Origin of the sequence: Streptomyces sp. NPDC020731 (assembly GCF_044334705.1) — a bacterium.
GTDB lineage: Bacteria > Actinomycetota > Actinomycetes > Streptomycetales > Streptomycetaceae > Streptomyces.
Map to the genome: position 1 here is coordinate 128978 of NZ_JBIRTN010000013.1, position 22727 is coordinate 151704.

General features: G+C 73.0%; 20 protein-coding genes. 7 read left to right on the top strand and 13 right to left on the bottom strand.

Annotated features, from left to right (window positions below; translation table 11 throughout):
- Positions 1–127: 127 nt before the first annotated feature.
- Genes ACH4VX_RS21290 through ACH4VX_RS21300 form a run of 3 tightly spaced genes read right to left on the bottom strand, consistent with a single transcriptional unit; the run spans position 128 to position 3184 of the window.
- The gene (locus ACH4VX_RS21290) at positions 128–721 is read right to left on the bottom strand and encodes a TetR/AcrR family transcriptional regulator (protein ID WP_398369095.1); all 594 of its coding nucleotides are present in this window, start codon (positions 719–721) and stop codon (positions 128–130) included.
- Between the two features lie 28 nt (positions 722–749).
- Complete coding sequence (locus ACH4VX_RS21295) at positions 750–2414, bottom strand: class I adenylate-forming enzyme family protein (RefSeq protein WP_398369097.1); 1665 nt, start codon at positions 2412–2414, stop codon at positions 750–752.
- Positions 2411–3184, bottom strand: coding sequence for an SDR family oxidoreductase (locus ACH4VX_RS21300; RefSeq protein ID WP_398369098.1), 774 nt, complete (start codon positions 3182–3184; stop codon positions 2411–2413). The genes ACH4VX_RS21295 and ACH4VX_RS21300 overlap by 4 nt, the downstream gene beginning before the upstream one ends.
- Positions 3185–3351: 167 nt before the next feature.
- On the opposite strand from ACH4VX_RS21300, the gene ACH4VX_RS21305 reads away from it, so the two are divergent.
- From ACH4VX_RS21305 to ACH4VX_RS21315, 3 genes are all read left to right on the top strand, one after another.
- On the top strand, positions 3352–4602 hold the full coding sequence (locus tag ACH4VX_RS21305; protein ID WP_398369100.1) for an exo-beta-N-acetylmuramidase NamZ domain-containing protein: 1251 nt from the start codon (positions 3352–3354) through the stop codon (positions 4600–4602).
- Between the two features lie 352 nt (positions 4603–4954).
- The gene (locus ACH4VX_RS21310) at positions 4955–5557 is read left to right on the top strand and encodes a hypothetical protein (protein WP_398369102.1); all 603 of its coding nucleotides are present in this window, start codon (positions 4955–4957) and stop codon (positions 5555–5557) included.
- A 156-nt stretch (positions 5558–5713) separates the two neighbouring features.
- A complete protein-coding gene (locus tag ACH4VX_RS21315) occupies positions 5714–6781 on the top strand; it encodes an RNA ligase (ATP) (RefSeq protein ID WP_398369103.1) in 1068 nt (355 codons plus the stop codon).
- Positions 6782–7040: 259 nt separating this feature from the next.
- Here ACH4VX_RS21315 and soxR read toward each other — a convergent pair whose 3' ends face one another.
- On the bottom strand, positions 7041–7535 hold the full coding sequence (gene soxR / locus ACH4VX_RS21320; protein ID WP_398369105.1) for a redox-sensitive transcriptional activator SoxR: 495 nt from the start codon (positions 7533–7535) through the stop codon (positions 7041–7043).
- Between the two features lie 130 nt (positions 7536–7665).
- Here soxR and ACH4VX_RS21325 point away from each other — a divergent pair, with 130 nt between their 5' ends.
- A complete protein-coding gene (locus ACH4VX_RS21325) occupies positions 7666–8127 on the top strand; it encodes a MaoC family dehydratase (RefSeq protein ID WP_398369107.1) in 462 nt (153 codons plus the stop codon).
- Here ACH4VX_RS21325 and ACH4VX_RS21330 read toward each other — a convergent pair.
- From ACH4VX_RS21330 to ACH4VX_RS21340, 3 genes are all read right to left on the bottom strand, one after another.
- Positions 8118–8762 (bottom strand): TetR/AcrR family transcriptional regulator, encoded by a 645-nt coding sequence (locus ACH4VX_RS21330; RefSeq protein WP_398369108.1) that lies wholly within the window; start codon positions 8760–8762, stop codon positions 8118–8120. The genes ACH4VX_RS21325 and ACH4VX_RS21330 overlap by 10 nt on opposite strands.
- Positions 8763–8833: 71 nt before the next feature.
- Complete coding sequence (locus ACH4VX_RS21335; protein ID WP_384717094.1) at positions 8834–9121, bottom strand: YiaA/YiaB family inner membrane protein; 288 nt, start codon at positions 9119–9121, stop codon at positions 8834–8836.
- A 59-nt stretch (positions 9122–9180) separates the two neighbouring features.
- Positions 9181–10332, bottom strand: coding sequence for an acyl-CoA dehydrogenase family protein (locus tag ACH4VX_RS21340; protein ID WP_398369110.1), 1152 nt, complete (start codon positions 10330–10332; stop codon positions 9181–9183).
- 103 nt (positions 10333–10435) lie between these two features.
- Between ACH4VX_RS21340 and ACH4VX_RS21345 the strand changes: the two genes are divergently transcribed.
- The 3 genes from ACH4VX_RS21345 (at position 10436) to ACH4VX_RS21355 (ending at position 13059) form a co-directional block, all read left to right on the top strand.
- Complete coding sequence (locus ACH4VX_RS21345) at positions 10436–11077, top strand: TetR/AcrR family transcriptional regulator (RefSeq protein ID WP_398369111.1); 642 nt, start codon at positions 10436–10438, stop codon at positions 11075–11077.
- 204 nt (positions 11078–11281) lie between these two features.
- Positions 11282–11992 (top strand): ArsR/SmtB family transcription factor, encoded by a 711-nt coding sequence (locus ACH4VX_RS21350; protein WP_398369113.1) that lies wholly within the window; start codon positions 11282–11284, stop codon positions 11990–11992.
- Positions 11993–12054: 62 nt separating this feature from the next.
- Positions 12055–13059, top strand: coding sequence for a DMT family transporter (locus ACH4VX_RS21355; RefSeq protein WP_398369115.1), 1005 nt, complete (start codon positions 12055–12057; stop codon positions 13057–13059).
- Here ACH4VX_RS21355 and ACH4VX_RS21360 read toward each other — a convergent pair.
- The 6 genes from ACH4VX_RS21360 to ACH4VX_RS21385 all read right to left on the bottom strand — a co-directional run bounded on the left by ACH4VX_RS21360 (position 13056) and on the right by ACH4VX_RS21385 (position 22603).
- Complete coding sequence (locus ACH4VX_RS21360) at positions 13056–14141, bottom strand: Zn-dependent alcohol dehydrogenase (RefSeq protein ID WP_398369117.1); 1086 nt, start codon at positions 14139–14141, stop codon at positions 13056–13058. The genes ACH4VX_RS21355 and ACH4VX_RS21360 overlap by 4 nt on opposite strands.
- Before the next feature lie 16 nt (positions 14142–14157).
- Positions 14158–15546 carry an aldehyde dehydrogenase family protein gene (locus ACH4VX_RS21365; protein ID WP_398369119.1) on the bottom strand — a complete coding sequence of 463 codons (1389 nt, stop codon included), beginning with the start codon at positions 15544–15546 and terminating at the stop codon, positions 14158–14160.
- Between the two features lie 107 nt (positions 15547–15653).
- Positions 15654–16985 carry an ABC transporter ATP-binding protein gene (locus ACH4VX_RS21370; RefSeq protein ID WP_398369120.1) on the bottom strand — a complete coding sequence of 444 codons (1332 nt, stop codon included), beginning with the start codon at positions 16983–16985 and terminating at the stop codon, positions 15654–15656.
- 548 nt (positions 16986–17533) lie between these two features.
- Entirely contained in the window at positions 17534–18763 is a 1230-nt protein-coding gene (locus ACH4VX_RS21375; protein ID WP_398369122.1) for an MFS transporter, read from the bottom strand.
- Between the two features lie 32 nt (positions 18764–18795).
- Positions 18796–20205, bottom strand: coding sequence for a CitMHS family transporter (locus ACH4VX_RS21380; protein WP_398369124.1), 1410 nt, complete (start codon positions 20203–20205; stop codon positions 18796–18798).
- Positions 20206–20338: 133 nt separating this feature from the next.
- Positions 20339–22603 carry a molybdopterin-dependent oxidoreductase gene (locus ACH4VX_RS21385; RefSeq protein ID WP_398369126.1) on the bottom strand — a complete coding sequence of 755 codons (2265 nt, stop codon included), beginning with the start codon at positions 22601–22603 and terminating at the stop codon, positions 20339–20341.
- Between the last annotated feature and the right edge of the window lie 124 nt (positions 22604–22727).

The window sequence follows — 22727 nt, forward strand, 5'->3', positions numbered from 1 at the left end:
GCCCCCCCCCCCCCCGCGCCCCCCCCCGGCGCGGCGGCCGCCCCGCCTCCCCCCCCCCCCCGCCCCGCGCGCCCCCGCGCGCCCCCCCCCCCCCCCCCCCCCCCCCCCCCCCCCCGGGGGGGTGTCCTCAGGGACGCAGGGCCCGCAGCAGCAGGTCCGCCAGGTGGTCGGCGACCTCCTGCGGGCCGAGCGGGCCGTCGGGGCGGTACCAGGTCGACAGGTGGTGCACGGAGCCGAAGTGGTAGTCGACCACCAGGTCGGCCGGGGTCGCCGTGGAGAAGACGCCCTCCCGCTGGCCCTCCTCGATCAGCGCGCGGAAGCGTTCGTGGTAGCGGCGGCGCTCGGCGCGCACCTGCTTGTTCTTCTCCGGGCCGAGGTGGTGCATGGAGCGGAAGAAGATCGACGCGTCGTCGAGGTTCTCGATCGTGGTGACGACGACGTCCGCCGCCGCGCCGCGCAGCCGCTTCTCGATCGGCTCGTCGGCGTCCGCGAAGTGGTCCAGGCGTTCCTGCTGGAGGCGCAGCACCCGCGCGTACACCTCGTGCAGCAGGTCGTCCTTGGAGCCGAAGTAGTGGTAGAGCGCCCCCTTGGTGACGCCGGCCGCCTCGACGATCTCCTGCACCGAGGTGCGGTCGTAGCCCCGCTCGGCGAAGAGCCGGGTGGCGGCGGCCAGGAGCCGCTGCGGTACAGGGGCCCCGTCACCGTCCGTCGTCCTGGGCACTGCCGCCACCCGCCTTTCCGTGTCGCTGCTAGTTGTCGTGGGTCAGGGAACGCAGTTCCCGCCGGAGGATCTTCCCACTGGCCGTCTTCGGCAGGTCCGGCAGGATCTCCACCTGGCGCGGATACTTGTAGGCGGCCAGTCTCTCCCTGCAGTACGCGGCGAGCGCGGCCGGGTCCGCGCCGGCGCCGGGGCGCAGACTGATGAAGGCCTTGACGGTCTCCCCGCGGTACCCGTCGGGCACGCCCACGACGGCCGCCTCGCGCACCGCCGGGTGGGTGTAGAGCACGTCCTCGACCTCGCGCGGCCACACCTTGAAACCGGACGCGTTGATCATGTCCTTCTTGCGGTCGACGACGTACAGCCAGCCCTCGGGGTCCATGAAGCCGATGTCGCCGGTGCGCAGTTCACCGTCCGGGAAGGTCTCGGCGGTGGCGTCGGGCCGCTGCCAGTACCCGGGCACGACCTGCGGTCCGCGCACGACGATCTCGCCCTGCTCGCCGAAGGGCACCTCCTCGCCCCGTTCGTCGACGATCCGTACGAGGGTGTCGGGGCCCGGCACGCCGACGGCCAGCGTCCCGGAGGCCTCGTCGACCGGCGCCTCCAGGTGCGGCGGGACGGAGGCGCAGGGGGCGGTGCACTCGGTCAGCCCGTAGCCGTTGCGGATGTACGGCCCGAAGCCGGCCCGGAACCTCTCCACCAGGGCGGGCGGCAGCGGGGCGCCGCCGGAGGAGATCACCCGGAAGGAGGAGAAGTGGTCGCGGCTCGCGTCGGGGTGGGCGGCCAGCGCCATGAAGGCGGTGGACGGGCCGACGGTGTAGTGCGGCCGGTGCTCGGCGAAGGCGTCCAGGACCACGCCCGGCTCGAAGCGGTACGCCAGGACGAGGGTGCCCGCGCTGTCGAGGCAGGCGCCGAGCTGGCAGACCATGCCGGTGATGTGGAACAGGGGCGCCAGCGCGAAGTAGACGGGCGCCTCGGGCAGGCCGAGCCCCGTACGCTGCCGCTCGGCGTTGTACATGATGTTGCCGTGCGTGTTGGTGGCTCCCTTGGGGGTGCCGCTGGTGCCCGAGGTGTAGCTGATCAGCGCGGTGTCGCCGGGGGCGGGGTCGCGGTGCTCGGGGGCCGGCCGGTCCTGGCGGGCGACGGTGGTGAGGTCGTCGGTGTCCGGGGCCCCCGGGAGCCGCTCGAAGGTGAGCACGCGCGTGTCACCGCGGGTCTGGAAGTCCAGCTCGCAGCCGGTGAGCACGATCCGCACGGGCGAGCCGGCGGCCGTGTCGCGCAGGTACGACTCCCAGGCCCGGTCGGAGCAGATCAGCGCGGCCACGTCGGCGTCCCGCAGGACGTGGGTCACCTCGCCGGACTTGTACATCGGGTTGACGGGCACGACGACCGCGCCCGCCTTCCAGGCGCCGAGCAGGGCGAGGACGAAGAGCGGGGAGTTCTGCAGCAGGATCGCCACCCGCTCGCCGCGCTCCAGGCCGCGCGCGGCGAGGTGGCCTGCGACGGAGTCGCTGAGCTCGTCGGCCTCGCGATAGGTCAGGCGGCCGTCGAAGTAGGCGAGGAAGGTGCGGTCGGGGGTCTCGGACACCGCGCGGCGCAGGGCGTGGACCAGGGAGCCGGCGGGCTCCATGGGGGCGCGCTGGGCGTCGGTGAGGAGGGCCAGCCAGGGCTTGGCGGCGTAGCGGGAGGCGGTCACCGGGTCGCCTCCCACTGCTGCTGGAGGCGGTTCATGCCGGAGAGCCAGCGGTCCGGCTCGGCGGCGCGCGCCCGGTAGTACTCGGCGACCTCGGGGTGCGGAAGGATCAGGAAGCGGTCCTCCTCGATGCCCCGGAAGAGGGCGTCGGCCACGTCCTCCGGTTCGATCGCGGTCGGCTTGAGCACCAGGTCGCCCGCGCTGCCGCTGGCGTCGAGCATGTCGGTGCGCACGCCCTGCGGGCAGATCGCGTGGACCTTCACCCCGCGGTGGCGGTACGTCAGTGACAGCCATTCGGCGAAGGCGTAGGCGCCGTGCTTGGTGACGCTGTAGGGGGCGGTGCCGATCATGGTGAGCAGTCCGGCGGCGGAGACGGTGGAGACGAAGCGTCCGCTGCCGCGCTCCAGCCAGTCCGGGAGCAGTGCGTGCGCCGCGCGGACGTGCGCCATGACGTTGACGTCCCAGGAGAGCGCCCAGCCCTGCTCGTCGAGCGGTTCGCCGGGCTCCCCGCCGTCACGGCCGACGCCCGCGTTGGCGCAGTACACGTCGACCGTGCCGCCGAGCGCCTCACGGGCCTCGGCGACGACCGAGGAGGCGTCGCCCACAACGGCCAGGCCCCCGATCTCCTCGGCGACGGCCTTCGCGCGGTCGGCGTCCAGGTCGTTGACGACGACCCGCGCCCCCCGGTCGGCGAAGCGGCGGGCGAGCGCCGCCCCGATGCCGCCCCCGGCTCCCGTGACAACCACCTTCGCACCCTGCTCGGCTTGCACCATCGGTCTCCTTCGACGCGGCTCCCAGCGGTTCCGGCGTCAGACTAACCGGTCGGTATGCCCGGTGGAAGGGATGTTCCCCGCGGGGTCGGTCCGGTTCGTTCCCCGGGGCGGTCATGCGCGCTAGCGTGCGTGCGCATGACACCCGCCGCGATCACGGAGGTCACCGCATGAAGCTGTCCAGACGGAGCCTGCTCGCCACCACCACGGCCGCGGTCGCGGCCTCCGCCGCGCCGGCCGCCGCCGCTTCCGGTCCGGCGCACGGGGATGGCCGGAGGCTGCGCACCGGGTTCGAACGGCTCGCCGCGGACGGCTACGGACTGCTCGACGGCCGGCGCGTGGGCGTGGTCACCAACCCGACGGGCATCACCCGGGAGGCGCGGCACATCGTCGACGTCATGCACGCCGACGACCGGGTGGACCTGACCGCCGTCTTCGGACCCGAGCACGGCTTCCGGGGCACCGCCCAGGCGGGCGGCTCGGAGGGCCGTTACGACGACCCGGCGACCGGCCTGCCGGTCTACGACACGTATCTGAAGAGCGGTCAGGCACTCGCCGACGTCTTCACGGCGTCCGGTGTGGACACGGTCGTCTTCGACATCCAGGACGTCGGTGCGCGCTTCTACACGTACATCTGGACGCTGTTCGACTGCATGGAGGCGGCCGCACTCGCGGGCAGGCGGTTCGTCGTCCTCGACCGGCCGAACCCTGTCACCGGACGGGCCGCGCTGGGCCCGGTGCTGCACAAGGAGTTCGCGACGTTCGTCGGCCGGCAGCCCGTCTCGCAGGCGCACGGGATGACGGTGGCGGAGCTGGCGCTGCTGTTCAACGGGGAGTTCCTGACGGTGCCGGTGCCGCTGGAGACCGTACGGATGTCGGGCTGGAGGCGGTCGGACTTCTACGACGCCTCCGGGCTGCCGTGGGTGCCGCCGAGCCCGAACATGCCGACTCCGGAGACGGCGCTGGTGTACCCGGGGACGTGCCTGTTCGAGGGGACGAACCTGTCGGAGGGGCGCGGGACCACCCGGCCGTTCGAGCTGCTGGGGGCGGAGGGGGTCGACGGGCGCTGGGCGGACGGGGCGAACGCGCTGGGGCTGGGGGGCGTGCGCTTGCGGGAGGCGTACTTCGCGCCGGTGTTCTCCAAGTTCCAGGGGAAGACCGTCGGGGGCGTCCAGCTGCATGTGCACGACCGGGAGGCGTTCGATCCGGTGCGGACGGGGATCGGACTGCTGATCACCGCCAAGCGGTCGTGGAGCGGTTTCGCCTGGCGCCCGGACAACTGGATCGACAAGCTCACGGGCTCCGCGCGCGTGCGCACCATGATCGACGCGGGCGCGGGCACGGACGAGGTGGTGGCCGGCTGGCAGGAGGAGCTGGCGGAGTTCCGAAGGACGCGGCGGGAGTACCTGCTCTACCGCTGAGCGGGTGGTGCGGGACGGCGGCGGGCAGCGGCTCGCCGCCGTTTTGCGTCGGGCGTGCATATCGGCGGGGTCTTCAGGAACCCGTGGAAGCCGCCGGGAGTTCTCAGGCTGACGAGGAAGGGCTTCTCCCCGCGGGGAGGACACGGGGCGGGTTACCGCCGGTATCCCCGTGAACGACCACAACTGAAGCAGGGGTCGCGGGAGTTGGTCCGTGAGCCCCCGCGGCCGGCTGATGGGGCCATCGAAAAAGGATGGAGCCGATTCGCGTGTCGATACGTCTATTCGGCGACGTCCTTTCGACGACGCCGAAGTGACCGGATTACAGGTGCAGGTGTGACGGAGGTGCAGGACGATGGCCGGTTTCCGGAGTCTGGCGAGACAGGTCCGAGATCCGCGGTGCGATCTGGCACTGCGGCGCTATTCGCTGCGCAAGTGCCTGGAGCGATTCGCTCCTTACGGGCACAGGGCGACCTGGGACCATCTGTGCTCGCGGGCCGGGTTCGATCCCGAGGACCGCTCCGTCGACCCGGCGCGGCTCGTGGCCGCACTGGAGGAGCTGGAGGAGGCCCGGGCGGTCTGGCTGGCCTATGAGGTGGAGTTCGCCGAGCGCCGCAGGAAGGAGAAGCACGACGGGCTGCGCAGGCCGGGCAGTGTGGACGACTGGCACCGGCTGACCTGGGGCGGTTTCGGTGTGGCCTGGTGCGACGATCCGCGGGTGCATCCGCGCGAGCCGCTGGCCGAGGTGCTGCGGCGGCTGATAGCCGCGCTGGAGCGCGAGCCGGGTACGGCCTGCCCCGTGTGCCGGGGGGAACGGCTCATGTGGCGCTTCGACCTGGACCACGAGCCGTCGACGGGCCCGGTCTGCACGGACTGCGGAATCCTGGTACCGCGCCCCGTGCTCACCCCCGAAGCCCTGGCGGACGCCCGCAGGGTGAGGCTGCTGGTGTCGGCCTGAGAGACAGGGAGCAACGGGGGCGCGGGGGTGCGCCGGGGATGCCGCACCCCCGTCGGCTCCGTGGACGGTAGCAGGTGCTAAATCGCTCGTTCCAGGGCTTTGTTCCACGGACAGTGGGGGCGATGAAACACACCTGAGAGCCCTGGAGCTGTCCTGATGTCGACGCTGCGCGTCACCGCCGAAGTCCTGACCGTCCACGAACACCCGGGCGCCGACGCCCTCGAACTGGCCCAGGTGGGCCTGTACCGGGCCGTCGTCGCCAAGGGCGCGTACCGCACGGGTGATGCCGCGGTCTACATTCCCGAGCAGTCCGTGCTGCCGGCCGCGCTGATCGAGGAGCTGGGTCTGACCGGCCGCCTGGCGGGCGGTAACCGCGACCGGGTCAAGGCGATCCGGCTGCGCGGCGAACTGTCGCAGGGCATCGTGTGCCGGCCGGAGGCGCTCGCGGACGTCGACCTCGTACGGGCCGCCGCGGACGGCACCGACTTCACGGAGCTGCTCGGCATCACCAAGTGGGTGCCACCCGTCCCGCCGACGATGAGCGGCGAGGTGGAGTCCGCGGCCGGGCTGCTGCCCTGGGTCGACATCGAGAACATCCAGCGCTACCCGGAGATCTTCGCTCCCGGCGAGCCCGTGGTGCTCACGGAGAAGCTGCACGGCACGGCCTGTCTGCTGACGTACTCCGCCGAGGAGGACCGGGTGTACGTCTCGTCCAAGGGGTTCGGCGCGAAGTCGCTGGCGCTGAAGGAGGACCCGCGCAACCTGTACTGGCGGGCGGTGCGCGGTCACGGTGTCGCCGAGGCCGCGGCGGACCTCGCCGCACGGCTGGGGGCCCGGCGGGTCGGTGTCTTCGGCGAGGTGTACGGCGCGGGGGTGCAGGACCTGGCATACGGCGCGGACGGGCGGCGCGACACTCTCGGGTACGCCGTGTTCGACGTGTCGGCGGAGATCGACGGCCGGGTGCGCTGGCTGGACGCGGCGGAACTGCTGGGCGGACGGCTGCCGCTGGTGCCCCGGCTGTTCACGGGCCCGTACGACGGTGAGCGGGTGCTGGAGATCGCCAGTGGCCGCGAGACGGTCTCCGGGCGGGAGCTGCACCTGCGCGAGGGCGTGGTGATCCGCCCGGCCGTCGAACGCCACAGCCCGGTGACCGGTGGCCGCGCCATAGCGAAGGCCGTGAGCCCGGCGTATCTGACCCGCAAGGGCGGCACGGAGTACGAGTGAGCGGGCGGGGCGGCAGCCCCGGCGGCCGCCGCCCGCTTCGCCCCTGCCGGACCGCGCGCACCGGCCCCCGACCCTGCGCTCCCACGCCACCGCGGACACCCGTCCCGCACAGCCGTGCCTCCCCCGGCGCCCCGGGAGGTACCCCCAGGGCGGCACGGGTGGACGCTGGGGTCCCCCTCCGGGGGAGGCACCCGGCGAACGCCGGCCGGCGGACCCCGCCGCCCACCCCGGGCGCCGTGGCGTGCGAACCCGCAAGGGGTCAGCCGCCGCCCTTGGGCGCGTCGCCGCGGCGCGCGCCGCTGTTCTCCGCCAGCAGCCGGGACCCCGTCAGGCGTTCACCGAAGACGTCGTCCGGGTTGGACAGGACGCAGCTGTCCAGCGAGAGGCAGCCGCAGCCGATGCAGTCCGTGAGGTGATCGCGCAGACGGTCGAGCTGCCGAATACGTTCATCCAGCTCCGAGCGCCACGCCTCGGAAAGCCGCGCCCAGTCGTCCCGCGTCGGCGTGCGCTCCTCGGGCAGCTCGGCGAGCGCCTCGCGGATCGTGGCGAGCGGGATGCCGACGCGCTGGGCGGCGCGGACGAAGGCGACCCGGCGCAGGGTGTCACGGCTGTAGCGGCGCTGGTTGCCCGCGGTGCGGCGACTGCTGATCAGGCCCTTGGCCTCGTAGAAGTGCAGGGCCGAGACGGCGGCGCCGCTGCGGGCGGAGAGCTGGCCGACCGTGAGCTCGTGGATCTTCTCGGGTATCCGGTGCACCCCCGAACCCTACCCACCCGTCCGGCGGCCGGCTGTCGTTGACAGGGACCGCCCGGCACACCATGCTAAGCAGTTGCTTAGGCATGCGCACACCGGTGCGCTGCGACTACGTGACGCGAGAGGCCGGGACATGGCAGAGCCGAGGATCTTCACCTCCGTCGACGACCTGAAGGCGGCGGTGGGCGAGCAGCTGGGGTACACCGACTGGCTGGAGGTCGACCAGAAGCGGATCGACCTGTTCGCCGAGGCCACCGGGGACCACCAGTGGATCCACGTCGACCCGGAGAAGGCCGCGGCGGGGCCGTTCGGGACGACCATCGCGCACGGCTACCTGACGCTGTCGCTGCTGCCGCTGTTCGGCCCGCAGCTGATCTCCGTCGAGGGCGTGAGGATGGGCGTCAACTACGGCACCAACAAGGTGCGCTTCCCCGCCCCGGTCCCGGTCGGCTCGCGGGTGCGCGCCACCGCGACGATCACTGCCGTCGACGAGGTGCCGGGCGGCGTCCAGGTGGCCACGGCGTTCACCGTGGAGCGCGAGGGCGGCGACAAGCCGGTGTGCGTCGCCGAGTCGGTGGCCCGGTACTACCTCTGAGCGGGGCCGGCTTCCCCGGCCCCGACCATCCTGAGCACGAGGTCGGCGTAGAGCGCGCCGACCTCCTCGGGGGTGCGGGGGCCGTCGACGTTGAACCAGCGGGCCACGTCGATGCACAGGGAGAGCACGGCGAGCGTGGTGCCCTGTACGTCGATGACGTCGAACTCGCCGGAGCGCACACCCTCCTCGATGATCCCGCGCACCTCGGCGTCGACCTGCCGGCGCAGTCCGAGGATCTCGGCGCGGGCCTCGGGGCCGAGCGAGTCGAGCTCGTACTGCACGACCCTGGCGGTGGTGCGGCCCCCCGCGTGCCAGCGGACGAAGGAGCTGACCGCTTCGGCGAGCCGCCGGGTCGGGCTGCCCTCGGCGCGGGCCGCCGTGCGCAGGATCTCGACGGCCTTCTCGTGGCCGATCCTGCTGATGCGGTGGAGCAGCTCTTCCTTGGTCTTGTAGTGGATGTAGAGCGCGGCCGGGCTCATCCCGGCACGGCCCGCGATGTCGCGGGTCGTCGTGGCGTGGTAGCCGCGCTCCGCGAACGCCTCCACGGCGGCGAGCAGCAACCGCCGGGCCGCGTCGGGCGTGACCTCACCCCACGGTTGCGCCTCGGCGCCGGCCGTCTCCTCCGCCGTACTCATCGCTCACCTCGTTCGCTGGCAGGGGTAACACCATACCGGCAAGAGTGAGCGCTCGCTTAGCGTGCCCGTCGTCACAGCTTCTGCAGCGGGTCGTGCTCGGCGAGCAGCTTCTCCAGGCGGGCCTGGTCGACCCGGTTGACGATCTGCCCGGCCTCCTGGCGGTCGCGGATGACCTTGGCCAGGGTGAAGGCGGAGGTGACGAGGTACAGGACGGCGATGCCCAGGAAGGCGCGGACCCAGGAGTCGGTGTCGAGGTTGAAGATGCCGACCGCGGTGGCGCCCATGGCCACTCCGAAGGACGCGACGGCCTGACCGTAGAAGGCGGCCGTACTCTGCTGCTTGACCGGTGTGTCGCTCATGGGGACAAGGATCGGCGGATGCGGCCGCGGCCACATCCGCTCAGGTACTCAGAGCGTACTCAGAACGCCGAAACCCCGGTGAGCGCACGGCCGATGACCAGTTTCTGGATCTGGCTGGTGCCCTCGTAGAGGGTCATCACGCGCGCGTCGCGCAGGAGTTTGCCGGCCGGGTACTCGTCGATGTAGCCGTAGCCGCCGAAGACCTGCAGGGCGTTGTTGGCGGCGCGGACGGCCGCCTCCGAGGCGAACAGTTTGGCCTTGGAGGACTCGACGGCGAAGGGCCGGCCCCGGTCGATCAGGTCGGCGACCCGCCAGGTGAGCAGCCGGGCCGCGTCGACGTCCACGGCGATGTCGCTGATCAGCTCCTGGACGAGCTGGTGACGGGCGATACTCTTCCCGAACTGCTCGCGCTCCCCCGCGTAGCGCACGGCCGCGTCCAGAGCGGCCTGGGCTATGCCGACGCAGCCGGCCGCGACCGACATCCGGCCCTTGGCGAGGGCGGACATGGCGACGGAGAAGCCCTTGCCCTCCTCACCCAGCATCGCGGAGGCGGGCACGCGCACGTCCTCGAGGACCAGCTCGGCGGTGGCCTGGCCGCGCAGGCCCAGCTTGCCGTGGATGGCGCGGCGGGTCAGTCCGGGCGTGTCGGTGGGGACGAGGAAGGCGGAGACGCCCTTGTGGCCGGGGGCGTCGGTGGAGCGGGCGAACAGCAGGACGACGTCGGCCCAGGTGCCGTTGGTGATGAACATCTTGGTGCCGTTGACGACGTAGTGGTCGCCCTCACGGACCGCCCGCGCGGTGAGGTTGCCGGCGTCGGAGCCGGTGCCCGGCTCGGTGAGGCCGAAGCAGCCGACGCACTCCCCGGAGGTGAGGCCCGGCAGCCAGGCGCGCTTCTGCTCCTCGCTCCCCCAGGCGGCGATCGTCTTGGCGACCAGGCCGAGGGAGACGGAGACGATGCCGCGCACGGACGAGTCGCCGCGGCCCAGTTCCTCGGTGACCAGGCAGTACGCGAGATGGTCGCCGCCGCTGCCGCCGTACTCCTCGTCGATCGTCAGCCCCAGGAAGCCGACCCCGCCGAGCTTCTTCACGATGCCGCGGTCGACCTCCTCGGCGCGGTCCCAGGCGGTGGCGTGGGGCACGACCTCGCGCTCCACGAAGTCCCGGGCGAGCCGGCGGACGGCCTCCTGCTCCTCGCTGAGCTCCAGGTTCATACCGAGTCACCCCATGTGAGATCCACTTGCCGCGCACATCCCAAGAACGTGCACATTTAAATTAGCACTGCTAGTTTCCTGTCGCGGTCCTACTATGTGCGCCATGGCCCGACCGCGCAAGCCCCTCCTCAGCACCGACCGGATCGTCGGTACGGCCCGTGCGCTGGTGGACGCGGAGGGCCTCGCGGCCGTCTCCACCCGCCGACTCGCCGCGGAACTGGGGGTGAGCGGGCCCTCGCTCTACAACCACTTCCGCACCAAGGACGAGATCCTGGAGGCGGTGGCCGACTCGGTGAGCGCGCTGGTCGACCTGTCGATGTTCGAGGACGGCCGGAGCTGGCGGACCGCGCTGCACGACTGGGCGGTCTCCTACCGGGCCGCGCTGCGCGACCACCCGAACATCGTCCCGGTCCTGGCCCGCGGTCCGGGCCGCCGTCCGGCGGCGCTGCGACTGGCCGACGCGGTCTACGGCGCGATGGTCGAGGCCGGCTGGCCGCCCGCGCAGGCCACCTCCATCGGCGCGCTGATGCGCTACTTCATCATGGGCTCCGCGCTCGGCTCCTTCGCGGGCGGCTTCGTGGACGACGCCGGCGCCTACGACCCCGCCGACTACCCGCACCTCGGGCAGGCCCATCTGCTCGCCGAGCGGCAGGAGAGGATCGACGAACGGGCCTTCGGGACAGGGCTGACGGCGCTGCTGGACGGGCTGGCGCTGCAGTACGAGCAGGTGCGGGCCGGCGCCTGAACGCTCCGCTGGGGTGCGGTGATGTGCCGTCGATCGTCCGCGGCACTGTCGTGGCTGGTCGCGCAGTTCCCCGCGCCCCTTCAGGGCGCCGTAGTGGTCGGTCGCGCCCACGCGGCGGTAGCCGCACGTCGGCACGGTCCCGCACCCCTCCGGGGCGCGGACACTTCGGTGAGGGCCGAAGTGTCCGTGCCGCATGCTGGAGGCATGACCACCAAGGATCCCCGGGCGGCCGGTCTCGCGCGGTTCGCGTCGCTGGTCGCGGACGAGACGCGGGCCGCGTGTCTGCTGGCACTGCTGGACGGGCGGGCCTGGACGGCCGGCGAGCTGGCCCGGCACGCCGGTGTCGCCGCGTCCACGCTGAGCGAGCACCTGGGCAAACTGGTCGCGGGCGGGCTGCTGGCCGAGGAACGGCAGGGGCGGCACCGGTACGTACGGCTGGCCGACGCACGGGGCGCGCAGCTGGTGGAGGACCTGGCCGCGCAGGTGGCCTCGGATGCCGCCGAACGCCCGCGCACGCTGCGGCAGGCGGGCGCCGGGTCGGCCATGGCCCGTGGGCGGACCTGCTACGACCATCTCGCCGGACGGCTCGGCACAGCCGTCACGGACGCCCTCACCGCGCGGGGACTGCTGCTCCAGGACACCGGGTTCGCGCTCACGGACGCGGGCGTGCGCTGGTTCTCCGCGGCGGGCATCGGCCTGGACCGCCGGGGCCGCCGTCCGCTGGCCCGCGCCTGCCTGGACTGGACGGAGCGCCGGCCCCACCTCGCCGGAGTGGCGGGCGCGGCCCTGTGCCGGCACGCCCTGGGGACGGGGTGGTGCGTGCGCATCGGCTCCGGGCGGGCGGTGAAGGTGACGGAAGCGGGCGAACGCGCGCTGTCCGAGCTGCTGGGGATCGACGCGCGGACTCTCCGGTGACGGCCGGGCCCCGTCCGGAATCCGCGAGCGTCCCGCCCCTTGATCCTCCTAGCCTCAGGAGCATGATGCCCTCCCCCGTCTCTCACCCCGTCCGTCGCACGGAGGTGCTCGCGGCCTGCGCGGCCGGTGTCACCGTCGTGCTGTGGGCATCCGCCTTCGTGTCCATCCGCAGTGCGGGGGCCGCGTACTCGCCGGGGGCGCTCGCGCTCGGGCGGCTGCTGGCCGGCGCGCTGACACTGGGGGTGATCTGTCTGCTGCGCCGGGAGGGGCTGCCGCCCCGGCCGGCCTGGCGCGGGATCCTGATATCGGGGGTGCTCTGGTTCGGGTTCTACATGGTGGCCCTGAACTGGGGCGAGCAGCAGGTCGACGCCGGCACGGCGGCGCTGGTGGTGAACATCGGGCCGATCCTCATCGCGCTGCTCGGGGCCCGGCTGCTCGGGGACTCGATGCCGCCGAGGCTGCTGGCGGGGATGGCCGTGGCGTTCGCCGGTGCGGTGACCGTGGGACTGTCGATGTCCGGCGGGGGCGGGTCCTCGGTGCTCGGGGTGATGCTGTGCCTGCTGGCGGCCGTGGCCTACGCGGGCGGGGTGGTCGCGCAGAAGCCGGCGCTGGGCACGGCGAGCCCGCTGCAGGTGACGACGTACGGGTGCCTGGTCGGGGCGGTGGCCTGTCTGCCGTTCGCCGGGCGGCTCGTGGAGGAGGCCGCCGACGCGCCCGTCCCCGCCACGCTCAACATGGTCTACCTGGGCGTCTTCCCGACCGCCCTGGCCTTCACCACCTGGGCCTACGCACTGGCCCGTACGACCGCGAGCCGGATGGGCGCGACGACGTACGCGGTGCCCGCGCTGGTCGTGCTGATGTCCTGGCTGGCGCTCGGCGAGGTCCCGGGCCCGCTCACGCTGGTGGGCGGTGTCCTGTGTCTCGCCGGCGTGGCGGTGTCCCGGTCCCGGCCGGGGACGGCGGCGCGGGGGGCCGCGCCCCCGGTCGCCCGGGAGGAGACCGCCCGCGAGCCCGGCCGGGGGGCGGCCGTTTCCGGGCCCCGGCAAGATCCGGACAACGCCCCCTAGAACACCACCAGCGCCCGTCCGCCCTTGCCCGCCAGCATGTTGTCGAAGGCGGCCGGGATGTCGTCCAGGGCGATGCGTCCGGTGACCAGGGCGCCCAGGTCGAGACGGCCGGCCCGGATGTGCTCGGCGAGGACCGGGAGGTCCCGGGCCGGGTCGGAGTTGCCGTAGACGCAGCCGGAGAGGGTCCGGCCCCAGTGGAAGATCTCCAGGGCGTTGAAGGTGACCTGCTGGTCCTTGCCGCCGATGCCGACGACCGTGGTGCGTCCGCCGCGCCGGGTGGATTCCCAGGCCGTGCGGATGGTGGTCGCTCGGCCGACGCACTCCACGGCCACGTCCACGCCCTCCTTGCCGGTGAGGGCGCGGATCCGCCGGGCGGTGGTGTCGGAGGCGACGAGGTAGTCGGTGGCGCCCGCGGACCGGGCGAGCTCCTCCTTCTCCGGGGAGACGTCGACCGCGACGATCGTGGACGCGCCCGCGATCCGGGCCGACTGGAGCGCCGCGAGGCCCACTCCCCCGACGCCGAACACCGCGACCGTCTCCCCCGGCCGGACCCGCGCGGAGTGGTGGACGGCGCCGTAGCCGGTGAGCACCGCGCAGCCCAGGAGCGCGGCGTCGGTGAGCGGGACGCCGTCCGGGGCGGGCAGCACGCAGGACGCGGGCACCACCGTCTCCTCGGCGAACGCGGCGACGTTCAGCCCGGGGTACAGGTCGGTGCCGTCGTCGGCGCGACGGGCGTGCACCTCGGCGGCGCCGGCCAGGGCGCCCGCGCACAACCAGACCTCGCCGCGCGCGCAGGCGGGGCAGGTACCGCAGGAGGGCGCCCAGTTGAGGACCACGCCGTCACCGGGCGCGACATGGGTGACGCCCTCGCCGACGGCGACGACCGTGCCGGCGCCCTCGTGGCCGAGGACGGCCGGGACCGGCAGGCGCATGGTGCCGTCGGACAGGGACAGGTCGGAGTGGCAGACCCCGGCGGCGGCGAGCCGGACGCGGACCCGGCCGGGGCCGGGTTCGGGCAGGTCGATCCCGGTGATCTCCAGCGGGGCACCGACGGCGGGCAGAACAGCGGCACGTACGGCCATGGTGGCGACGACTCCCCTAGAACTGGAGGGACTTGGTCTGGAGGTACTCGGTCAGGCCGTGCGTGCCGAGTTCGCGGCCCACACCGGACTGCTTGTAACCGCCGAAGGGCGCGAGGGGGTTGAAGCGGCCGCCGTTGATGTCGACCTGACCGGTCTCCATGCGGCGGGCGAAGGCCACCGCCTCCGCCTCGTCTCCGGCCCAGACGGCGCCGGCCAGGCCGTAGACGGTGCCGTTGGCGATGCGCAGGGCGTCCTCCTCGTCCGTGTAGCGCAGGATCGACAGCACGGGGCCGAAGATCTCCTCCTGGGCGATGGTCATCTCCGGGGTGACGTCGGCGAAGACCGTGGGGCTGACGTGGTAGCCCTTCTCGTGCGGGGAGCCGGGGCCGCCCGCGACCAGCCGGGCACCCTCGGCGACGCCCTTCTCGATGTAACCGCGCACGCGTTCCTGCTGCTTGGCGTTGACGAGCGGGCCGATGCGGTCGCCGTACTTCGCGGCGGCGGCCGCGGCGAGTTCCACGGCCTCGTCGTACCGGTCGTGGTGGACCAGCATGCGGGTCCAGGCGCTGCAGGTCTGGCCGGAGTTGGACATGACGTTGGCGACGCCGACGTTCACCGCGCGGGCCAGGTCGGCACTCGGCAGGATGACGTTGGCGGACTTGCCGCCGAGTTCCAGGGCGACCTTCTTCACCATGCCGGTCGCGATCGCGCCGATGCGGCGGCCGACGGCGGTGGAGCCGGTGAAGGAGACCAGGTCGACGCCCGGGTGTTCGGCCAGGGCCTGCCCGGCCACCGGGCCGAGGCCGGTGACGAGGTTGAACACGCCCGCCGGGATGCCGGCCTCGTGCACGGCCTCCGCGAACAGCCGCGCGACCAGCGGGGTGTCCTCGGCGGGCTTGACGACGACGGTGCAGCCGGCCGCGAGGGCGGGGGCGGTCTTGGCGACGATCTGGTGCAGCGGGTAGTTCCAGGGGGTGATCGCGCCGACCACACCGACGGGCTCGTGGAGGATCGTCGAGTTGCCCGTCCTCTCCTCGAAGGCGTACGTCGCAGCCAGCTCGGCGTACGAGCCGGTCACGGCGATCGGCACACCCGCGTGGACGGCCCCCGAGAGCTTCAGGGGCGAGCCGAGTTCGGCGGTCACCGTCTCGGCGATCTCGTCCTGCCGGGCCACGAGCACGTCCCGCAGCGCGGCCAGCCGGGCGGCGCGCTCGGCGGGCGGGGTGGCGGCCCATCCGGGAAGGGCGGCGCGGGCGGCGCGCACGGCGGCGTCGACGTCCTCCACGGTGCCCGCGGGGACGGTGGCGATCACCTGTTCGTCGGCCGGGTTCACCACTTCGATCACGTCCGGGCCGGCGGCGGGGCGCCAGGCGCCGTCGATGTACATGCCGTCGTATGCCTTCATCGCGCTTCCTCCGGGACGGGGCGTCGGTGTCCGACCGCTCAGTTCGTGCGAGAGTCCTAAACTAGCGGTGTTAGTTTTCCCGCGCCAGAGGTCTCCACACGCCCGTGTCACTCCTCCAGGTCGGGCAGCCGTGCCGGATTCGGACAGATCCGTTCGCCGCTCTGGTCGAAGACGAAGAGGTGGGCGAGGTCGACCAGGAGCGGTACCTGCATGCCGTGCCGGAGACGGATGTCGGGGGTGGTGCGGACGATGAGGTCGCCGGGCAGGCGCGGCTCGGTGGAGGCGGCGGCCGGGTCCGGCCCTTCCGGCGTCGCCACCGGCCCCGCACGCAGCGCCCCGGCCCGTTCCCGCAACCGGTGCAGGACCGTGCCCTCGCGGCGGCGGCGCCGGGCCGGGCGCTCGGGCCGCGGGCGCGGAGCCTCGAGGTCGGGGACGACGGCGGGGCGGGAGCCGGTGTTGAAGTGGACGAGGACCTCGTGGCCCTGGAACTCCAGGTGCTCCACCAGGCCGGTGAGCGCCACCTCGCCGGTCCGCGCGGCGGACGGCTTGGCGATCCGTACGGCCTCCGAGCGCAGGCCCACGATGACCTCGCGGCCCTGCTGCACCCTCAGCAGCTGATGGTCCAGGGACAGCGGTTCGGGCAGCCGCAGGAACTGTTTGCCGAGGCTGACGGTCATCGCCCCGTCGAGCGGGGCGCGCACCAGGCCGCGCAGCAGATTGATGCGCGGGGTGCCGATGAACGCGGCGACGAAGACGTTGCTCGGCAGGGAGTACACCGTGCGCGGGGTGCCGACCTGCTGGAGGACGCCGCCGCGCAGTACGGCGACGCGATCGCCGAGGGACATGGCCTCGGACTGGTCGTGGGTGACGTAGACGGTGGTGACGCCCAGCTCCCGGGTGAGCTGGGAGATCTCGGCGCGCAGATGGTTGCGGAGCTTGGCGTCGAGGTTGGACAGCGGCTCGTCCATCAGGAAGGCGGAGGGGTGGCGGGCGATGGCCCGGCCCATGGCGACGCGCTGGCGTTCACCGCCGGAGAGCTGGGCGGGGAAGCGGTCGAGGAGCTCCTCGATGCCGAGCATGCGGGCGGTGGCGTCCACGCGCGGGGCCGGGTCGGCGCCGGGGGACTCGATGCGCAGCGGGAAGCCTATGTTGTCGCGGCTGGTCATGCTCGGGTACAGGGCGAAGTTCTGGAACACCATCGCCATGTCCCGGTCGGAGGGGGGCAGGTCGTTGCCGTACTCGCCGTCGAGGAACAGCCGGCCCCCGTCGATGTCCTCCAGTCCGGCGATCATCCGGAGCACGGTGGACTTGCCGCAGCCGGAGGGCCCGAGCAGGACGAGGAATTCGCCGGGTGCGATGTCCAGCGACAGCCGGTCCACCACGTGGACGCCTCGCGTGTATGCCTTGCTCACGTCGTGCAGGGAGATGGCGCGTGTCATGAGGGTGCCCCCGGGGGCGGATCAGGGCGCTGGTGCTCCGCGTTCGGAACGCCCCGTGCGGGCCGCACGGGGCGTGTGAGTCACGGAAGCTAACGGAAAGTAGCAGCCGGGGGAAGATGCCGGGCGGGATCAGGGCGCTCCGGTCCAGCAGGTGAGAAAGCGGACGCCCGGATTCAGTGGAGTGACCGGTGTTCCGCGTCAGTCGTCCCCGCCGTCGCCGCTTCCCGTGCGGCCGTTCGAACGGCTCGACCGGAGCAGTTCGCCCGCCGTCAGGGCCGCCTTCGCCACCCCGCGCGTCCAGCGCGTCCAGCGCGGACCGCCGCGGGCCGCCGCGGGCCGCCCGGACGACGCAGACGCATCCGCCGACGGCGAGGGCGAGGACACCGGACAGGACGAGCAGAAACATATGGTCCCCCTCTATGTGTGCACGGCCTCTATGTGTGCACGGCCTATGGACGCATGGCGTATGTGTGCACGGTCCGCCTCTCGGTGGGCGGCGTATGCGATCGCGCCATCCTGCCGGTGCGGACGCGCCCGCCGGGCACCGGCTAGCGAGCCGTACGGCGCCGGGGGCGGGCCTCGGCGCTCCTCCGGGCGGAGGGCGGGTCCTCCGTCGGTCGGGACGGGGTGCGCAGGGCGACGCCCGAAGCCAGGAACAGCAGGGCGCCGAGCATCACGAACGGGGCCGCCACGCCCGCGACTCCCGCGATCAGGCCCGCCGCCGCGGGCGCTGCGACCTGGCCCAGACGGTTTCCGGTGAGGCGCAGGGCGAGGGCGGTGGAGCGGGCCTCGGCGGGGGCGGCCTGGACGACCGTCGTCATGGACAGCGGCTGGCCGACGCCCAGGCAGAACCCGAGGACGGCCAGGACCAGGGCCAGCGCCCAGACCGGCAGCGGCAGCGCGACGCCCGCGCACAGCAGCGCCGCCAGCAGGCAGGTCACCGTCAGCAGCACCGTACGGCCGAGCAGGCGCAGCAGCGGGGTGAGCACCAGTCGGCAGGCGATGGTGGCCGCCGCGCGGAGGCTGAGCAGCAGGCCGACGACGGCCGGGTCGATGCCCCGGTGCTCGCCGACCACCGGGAGGTAGGCGGTGAGGATGTCGGTCGCGGACAGCACGGCCAGGCTGATGAGGATGCCCGCGGGGACGCCCCGGGCCCGCAGGATGTCCCGCACCGGCGCCCGTGCCCCCTGCCCCTCACGGGACTCCGGGGTCCCGGGCCGCTCTATGCGCCACAGCGAGGTGAGCGCGACGGCGCCGCCCGCCCCCGCCACCAGCAGGGCGAGCGCGCTGGTGCGGGCCATGTCCGCGCCGATCAGCGCGCCCGCCGCGACGGGGCCGACCAGCTGGCCGAGCGAGGCGCCGATGGTGAAGTGGCCGAAGTTGCGGTCCTGGTCGTGCGGCGCGGACTGGCGGGCGACGAGGGACTGCGCGCCGATGACGAAGCAGAGGTGGCCAAGACCCATCACCCCGCTCCACAGGGCCATCGTCCACAGTGAGCCGGCGAGGCCGCTCAGCGCGCAGCCGCCGGAGATGAGCACCACGCCGACCGGGAGCAGGGGCGCGCAGCGGCCGTGGTCGGTGCGCCGGCCGAGCGGTACGGCGGCGAACAGCGGCAGCAGCGCGTACACGCCCGCGATCACACCGACCGCCCGCTCGTCCGCGCCCAGTGCCAGCGCCCGGTAGGAGACGGCGGGCCGGGCCATCGACACCGCCCCCTGCGCGAAGCCGAAGGCGATGACGAGGCGGAGCAGCCAGCCGCGGTTCCCACCGGGCGCCATGATCGGGTCCTTCCTGAGACGGGCCGGAACGGTCAGATGATGCCGAACAGGATTCCGGCCGCGAGGATCACCAGGCAGATCATGGCCGCCCACTTCACCACGAACCGGGTGTGGTCGCCGAATTCGACCCTGGCCATGCCGACCAGGACGTACACCGCGGGGACGAGCGGGCTGGACATGTGCAGCGGCTGGCCGACGAGGGAGGCGCGGGCCATCTCCAGCGGGGAGACGCCGTGCGCGGCGCCGGCTTCGGCGAGGACGGGCAGGACACCGAAGTAGAAGCCGTCGTTGGACATGAAGTACGTCAGCGGCAGGCTCAGCACACCGGTGACCAGGGCCATGTGCGGGCCCATGCCGTCGGGGATGGTGTCCACCAGCCATGTGGCCATGTGGTCGACCATGCCGGTGCCCTGCAGGACGCCGGTGAAGACGGCGGCGGCGAAGACCATGCCGGAGACGTTGAGGACGTTGTCGGCGTGGGCCGCGAGACGGGCCTTCTGGTCGGGGAGGTGCGGGAAGTTGACGGAGAGCGCGAGGGCGGCGCCGAGCAGGAACAGCACCGGGATCGGCAGCAACTCCATGATCATCGCGGCGAGCAGGGCGACCGTGAGCAGCGCGTTGAACCAGTAGAGCTTGGGACGCAGCGTGGGGCGGGCCGGGTCGAGGCCCTGGAAGTCGTCGTCGTCCCCGGCGTCGGCGTCCGTGCCGGCGCCAGAACCGCCCACCGGCCGGGCGCCCGTGCCGAAGCCGCCGGCGGAACCCGCGCCGACCGGCACGGTCTCCGTCTCCTCTGCCCCCTCCTTCACCAGCGCCTCGTCCAGCGTCAGCACGCCCAACCGCCTGCGCTCGCGCAGACCGAGCACGTACGCCAGGACGACGACGCCCAGCAGACCGACCAGCAGGGCCGGGATCATCGGGACGAAGATGTCACCGGCGTCGAGCTTGAGCGCGGTCGCCGCGCGGGCCGTCGGGCCGCCCCAGGGGAGGGTGTTCATCACGCCGTTGGCCATGGCGGCGACACCGGTCATCACGACCAGGCTCATCTTCAGGCGCTTGTACAGCGGGTACATCGCCGAGACGGTGATCATGAAGGTGGTGGAGCCGTCGCCGTCCAGCGACACGATCGCGGCGAGCAGCGCGGTGCCGACGACGATCCGCATCGGGTCCGCCTTGCAGAACCGGAGGATGCCGCGGACGATCGGGTCGAAGAGTCCGACGTCGATCATCACACCGAAGTAGACGATCGCGAACATGAGCATCGCCGCGGTGGGGGCGAGGGTGGAGACGCCGTCGATGACGTAGTCACCGAGATGGGCGCCCTCGCCGACGAACACGCAGAACAGCGCGGGGATCAGCACGAGCGCCGCGATCGGCGACATCTTCTTCAGCATGATCAGGACCAGGAAGGTCGCGATCATGGTGAAGCCGAGGATGGTCAGCATGAGTGGATACCTAACGTTCGCCCTTGAACTCCCACCAGGGCCGGCGGTGCGTCGACGTTAGGTTCCGTGAAGCTGCGTTAACAAGACGTTGACCTGCGAGCAATAAGCGCAAAACCCCAGGTCACAGCTTTACTCAGGTCAGAGCGCCGAACGTTTCGGTCACGGTGGCGGTCAGCGGGGCCACTTCGACGGAGAAGCCGTTGAGGACGGCGTTGCCCGACAGCGGGTCGAGGAGGCTGCCGTCGAGGAGCTGGTTGACGTTGGCGCCGGGGTCGGCGGCGGCGTGCCGGGTGCGGGTGCCGGGCCGGTCGTGGCCCCAGCCGTGCGGCAGGCTCACGACCCCCGGGCGCACGCCGTCGGTGATTTCGGCGGGGGCGGTCACCTCTCCCCCGGCGCCCTTGATCCGCACCGGCTGTCCGTCCCGTACGCCGAGGCGTTCGGCGTCCCCGGGATGGAGGTGCAGGGTGCAGCGGTTGGAGCCGCCGGTGAGGGCGGGCACGTTGTGCATCCAGCTGTTGTTGGAGCGCAGATGGCGGCGGCCGACGAGGACGAGTCCACCGGGGCGTTCGTCGAGGGCGGCGCGCAACCGGGGGAGGTCGGCGGCGATCGGGTCCGGCAGCAGCTCCACCTTGCCGCTGCGGGTCTTCAGCGGCCGGGGCAGCCTCGGGCGCAGGGGGCCGAGGTCGATGCCGTGCGGGTGGGCGAGCAGTTTCTCCAGGGTGAGCCCGTCCGGGTCGGCACCGAAGCCGTCGCCGTACGGGCCGAGGCGCAGCATCATGTCGAGGCGCCGTTCGGGGCCGTTCCCGCCGGTGAGCAGGGCGGCGAGTTCCTTCGGGTCGCGGCCGTGGACCGGGGAGTGCGGCTCCCGGACCGCCTTGGAGAGGGTCTGGTCGACGACCATGGCGTCGACGGCGTCGGGGTCGGCGCCGTGCATGCCGGTCGCGGCCAGGACGAGCCGGGCCAGGATCTCGGTCTCGGCCATGCGGCCGGGCTCCAGGGGGACGGCGGGCCGGGTGTAGCGGACCTGGTTGCGTACGGCGAGGGTGTTGAAGGCGAAGTCGTGGTGCGGGCTCTGCGCGGGCGGGGGCGGCGGCAGGACGACGTCGGCGTGGAGTGAGGTCTCGTTGAGGTACGGGTCGACACTGACCATGAAGTCTAGTGAGCCGAGCGCCTTGTCGAGCCGGTCGCCGTCCGGGGCGGAGAGCACCGGGTTGGCGGCGACGGCGATGAGGGCGCGTACCGGCTCGCCGTCGTCGGTGGGGGTGTCGATCTCCTCGGCGAGGGCGGCCAGCGGCAGTTCCCCCTTGGCCTCGGGATGCCGGCTCACCCGGGAGTGCCAGCGTCCGAGGGCGAAGCCGCGGCCGGGTCCGGCGGGGCGCGGGGTCCTGTCGGTGGCGGCCTGCGGGAAGAGGGCGCCGCCGGGCCGGTCGAGGTTGCCGGTGAGGATGTTGAGAACGTCGACGAGCCAGCTGGCGAGGGTGCCGTGCGGGACGGTGCAGCTGCCGATGCGGCCGTAGACGGCGGCGGTGGGGGCGGCGGCGAGTTCCCGGGCGAGGGTGCGGAGGGTGGCGGCGTCGACGTCGCAGGCGGGGGCCACGGCTTCGGGGGTGAAGTCGTGCAGCGCCGCGGCCAGGTCGTCCAGGCCCTGGAGGTGCGGCGCCTGCTCCCCCGGGTCGACGAGGCCCTCGTCGAACAGGGTGTGTGCCATCGCCGCGAGCAGCAGCGCGTCGGTGCCGGGGCGGACGGCGAGGTGCCGGTCGGCGAGGCGGGCGGTGCGGGTGCGGCGCGGGTCGATGACGGTGAGGGTGCCGCCGCGTGCCCTGAGCGCCTTGAGCCGGCCGGGGAAGTCGGGGGCGGTGCACAGACTGCCGTTGGACTCCAGGGGGTTGGCACCGATGAGCAGCAGGTGGTCGGTGCGGTCGAGGTCGGGTACGGGGATGGCGTTGGCGTCACCGAAGAGCAGTCCGCTGGAGACGTGCTTGGGCATCTGGTCGACCGTGGAGGCGGTGAACAGACTGCGGGTGCCGAGCCCGGCGATCAGTACGGGCGGGTAGAGGGCGCCGGCCACGGTGTGGACGTTGGGGTTGCCCAGGACGAGGCCGACGGCGTGCGGTCCGTGCCGCTCGACGACGGGCCGTATCCCGGCGGCCACGGCGTCGAACGCCTCCGCCCAGGTGGCCTCGCGCAGTTCCCCGTCGACGCGGACGAGCGGGGTGCGCAGCCGGTCGGGGTCGGAGTCGACGGCCCCGAAGGCGGCGCCCTTGGGGCAGATGAAGCCCTTGCTGAACACGTCGTCGCGGTCGCCGCGGGCGCCGGTGACCCGGCCGTCGTCGATGGTGAGCGTCAGGCCGCAGGTGGCCTCGCACAGGGGACAGATACGAAGGGCGGTGCGGGACACGGGACCTCCCGGGTACGGCGGCTGCGGTGACGCGCGGACGGACCGAGCATACCGACCGGTATGCACGGAGGGGAGGGGGTCGGCCGGAGCGGGTCACCCAGGAGGTGCGCCCGGAGGGTGCGCT

Excerpts from the sequence above, each read along its gene's own strand:
- ACH4VX_RS21300 (WP_398369098.1), bottom strand. The coding sequence starts at position 3,184 with ATGGTGCAAGCCGAGCAGGGTGCGAAGGTGGTTGTCACGGGAGCCGGG.
- ACH4VX_RS21305 (WP_398369100.1), top strand. The coding sequence starts at position 3,352 with ATGAAGCTGTCCAGACGGAGCCTGCTCGCCACCACCACGGCCGCGGTC.
- ACH4VX_RS21310 (WP_398369102.1), top strand. The coding sequence starts at position 4,955 with ATGGCCGGTTTCCGGAGTCTGGCGAGACAGGTCCGAGATCCGCGGTGC.
- ACH4VX_RS21315 (WP_398369103.1), top strand. The coding sequence starts at position 5,714 with ATGTCGACGCTGCGCGTCACCGCCGAAGTCCTGACCGTCCACGAACAC.
- ACH4VX_RS21325 (WP_398369107.1), top strand. The coding sequence starts at position 7,666 with ATGGCAGAGCCGAGGATCTTCACCTCCGTCGACGACCTGAAGGCGGCG.
- ACH4VX_RS21330 (WP_398369108.1), bottom strand. The coding sequence starts at position 8,762 with ATGAGTACGGCGGAGGAGACGGCCGGCGCCGAGGCGCAACCGTGGGGT.
- ACH4VX_RS21335 (WP_384717094.1), bottom strand. The coding sequence starts at position 9,121 with ATGAGCGACACACCGGTCAAGCAGCAGAGTACGGCCGCCTTCTACGGT.
- ACH4VX_RS21340 (WP_398369110.1), bottom strand. The coding sequence starts at position 10,332 with ATGAACCTGGAGCTCAGCGAGGAGCAGGAGGCCGTCCGCCGGCTCGCC.
- ACH4VX_RS21345 (WP_398369111.1), top strand. The coding sequence starts at position 10,436 with ATGGCCCGACCGCGCAAGCCCCTCCTCAGCACCGACCGGATCGTCGGT.
- ACH4VX_RS21350 (WP_398369113.1), top strand. The coding sequence starts at position 11,282 with ATGACCACCAAGGATCCCCGGGCGGCCGGTCTCGCGCGGTTCGCGTCG.
- ACH4VX_RS21355 (WP_398369115.1), top strand. The coding sequence starts at position 12,055 with ATGATGCCCTCCCCCGTCTCTCACCCCGTCCGTCGCACGGAGGTGCTC.
- ACH4VX_RS21360 (WP_398369117.1), bottom strand. The coding sequence starts at position 14,141 with ATGGCCGTACGTGCCGCTGTTCTGCCCGCCGTCGGTGCCCCGCTGGAG.
- ACH4VX_RS21365 (WP_398369119.1), bottom strand. The coding sequence starts at position 15,546 with ATGAAGGCATACGACGGCATGTACATCGACGGCGCCTGGCGCCCCGCC.
- ACH4VX_RS21370 (WP_398369120.1), bottom strand. The coding sequence starts at position 16,985 with ATGACACGCGCCATCTCCCTGCACGACGTGAGCAAGGCATACACGCGA.
- ACH4VX_RS21375 (WP_398369122.1), bottom strand. The coding sequence starts at position 18,763 with ATGGCGCCCGGTGGGAACCGCGGCTGGCTGCTCCGCCTCGTCATCGCC.
- ACH4VX_RS21380 (WP_398369124.1), bottom strand. The coding sequence starts at position 20,205 with ATGCTGACCATCCTCGGCTTCACCATGATCGCGACCTTCCTGGTCCTG.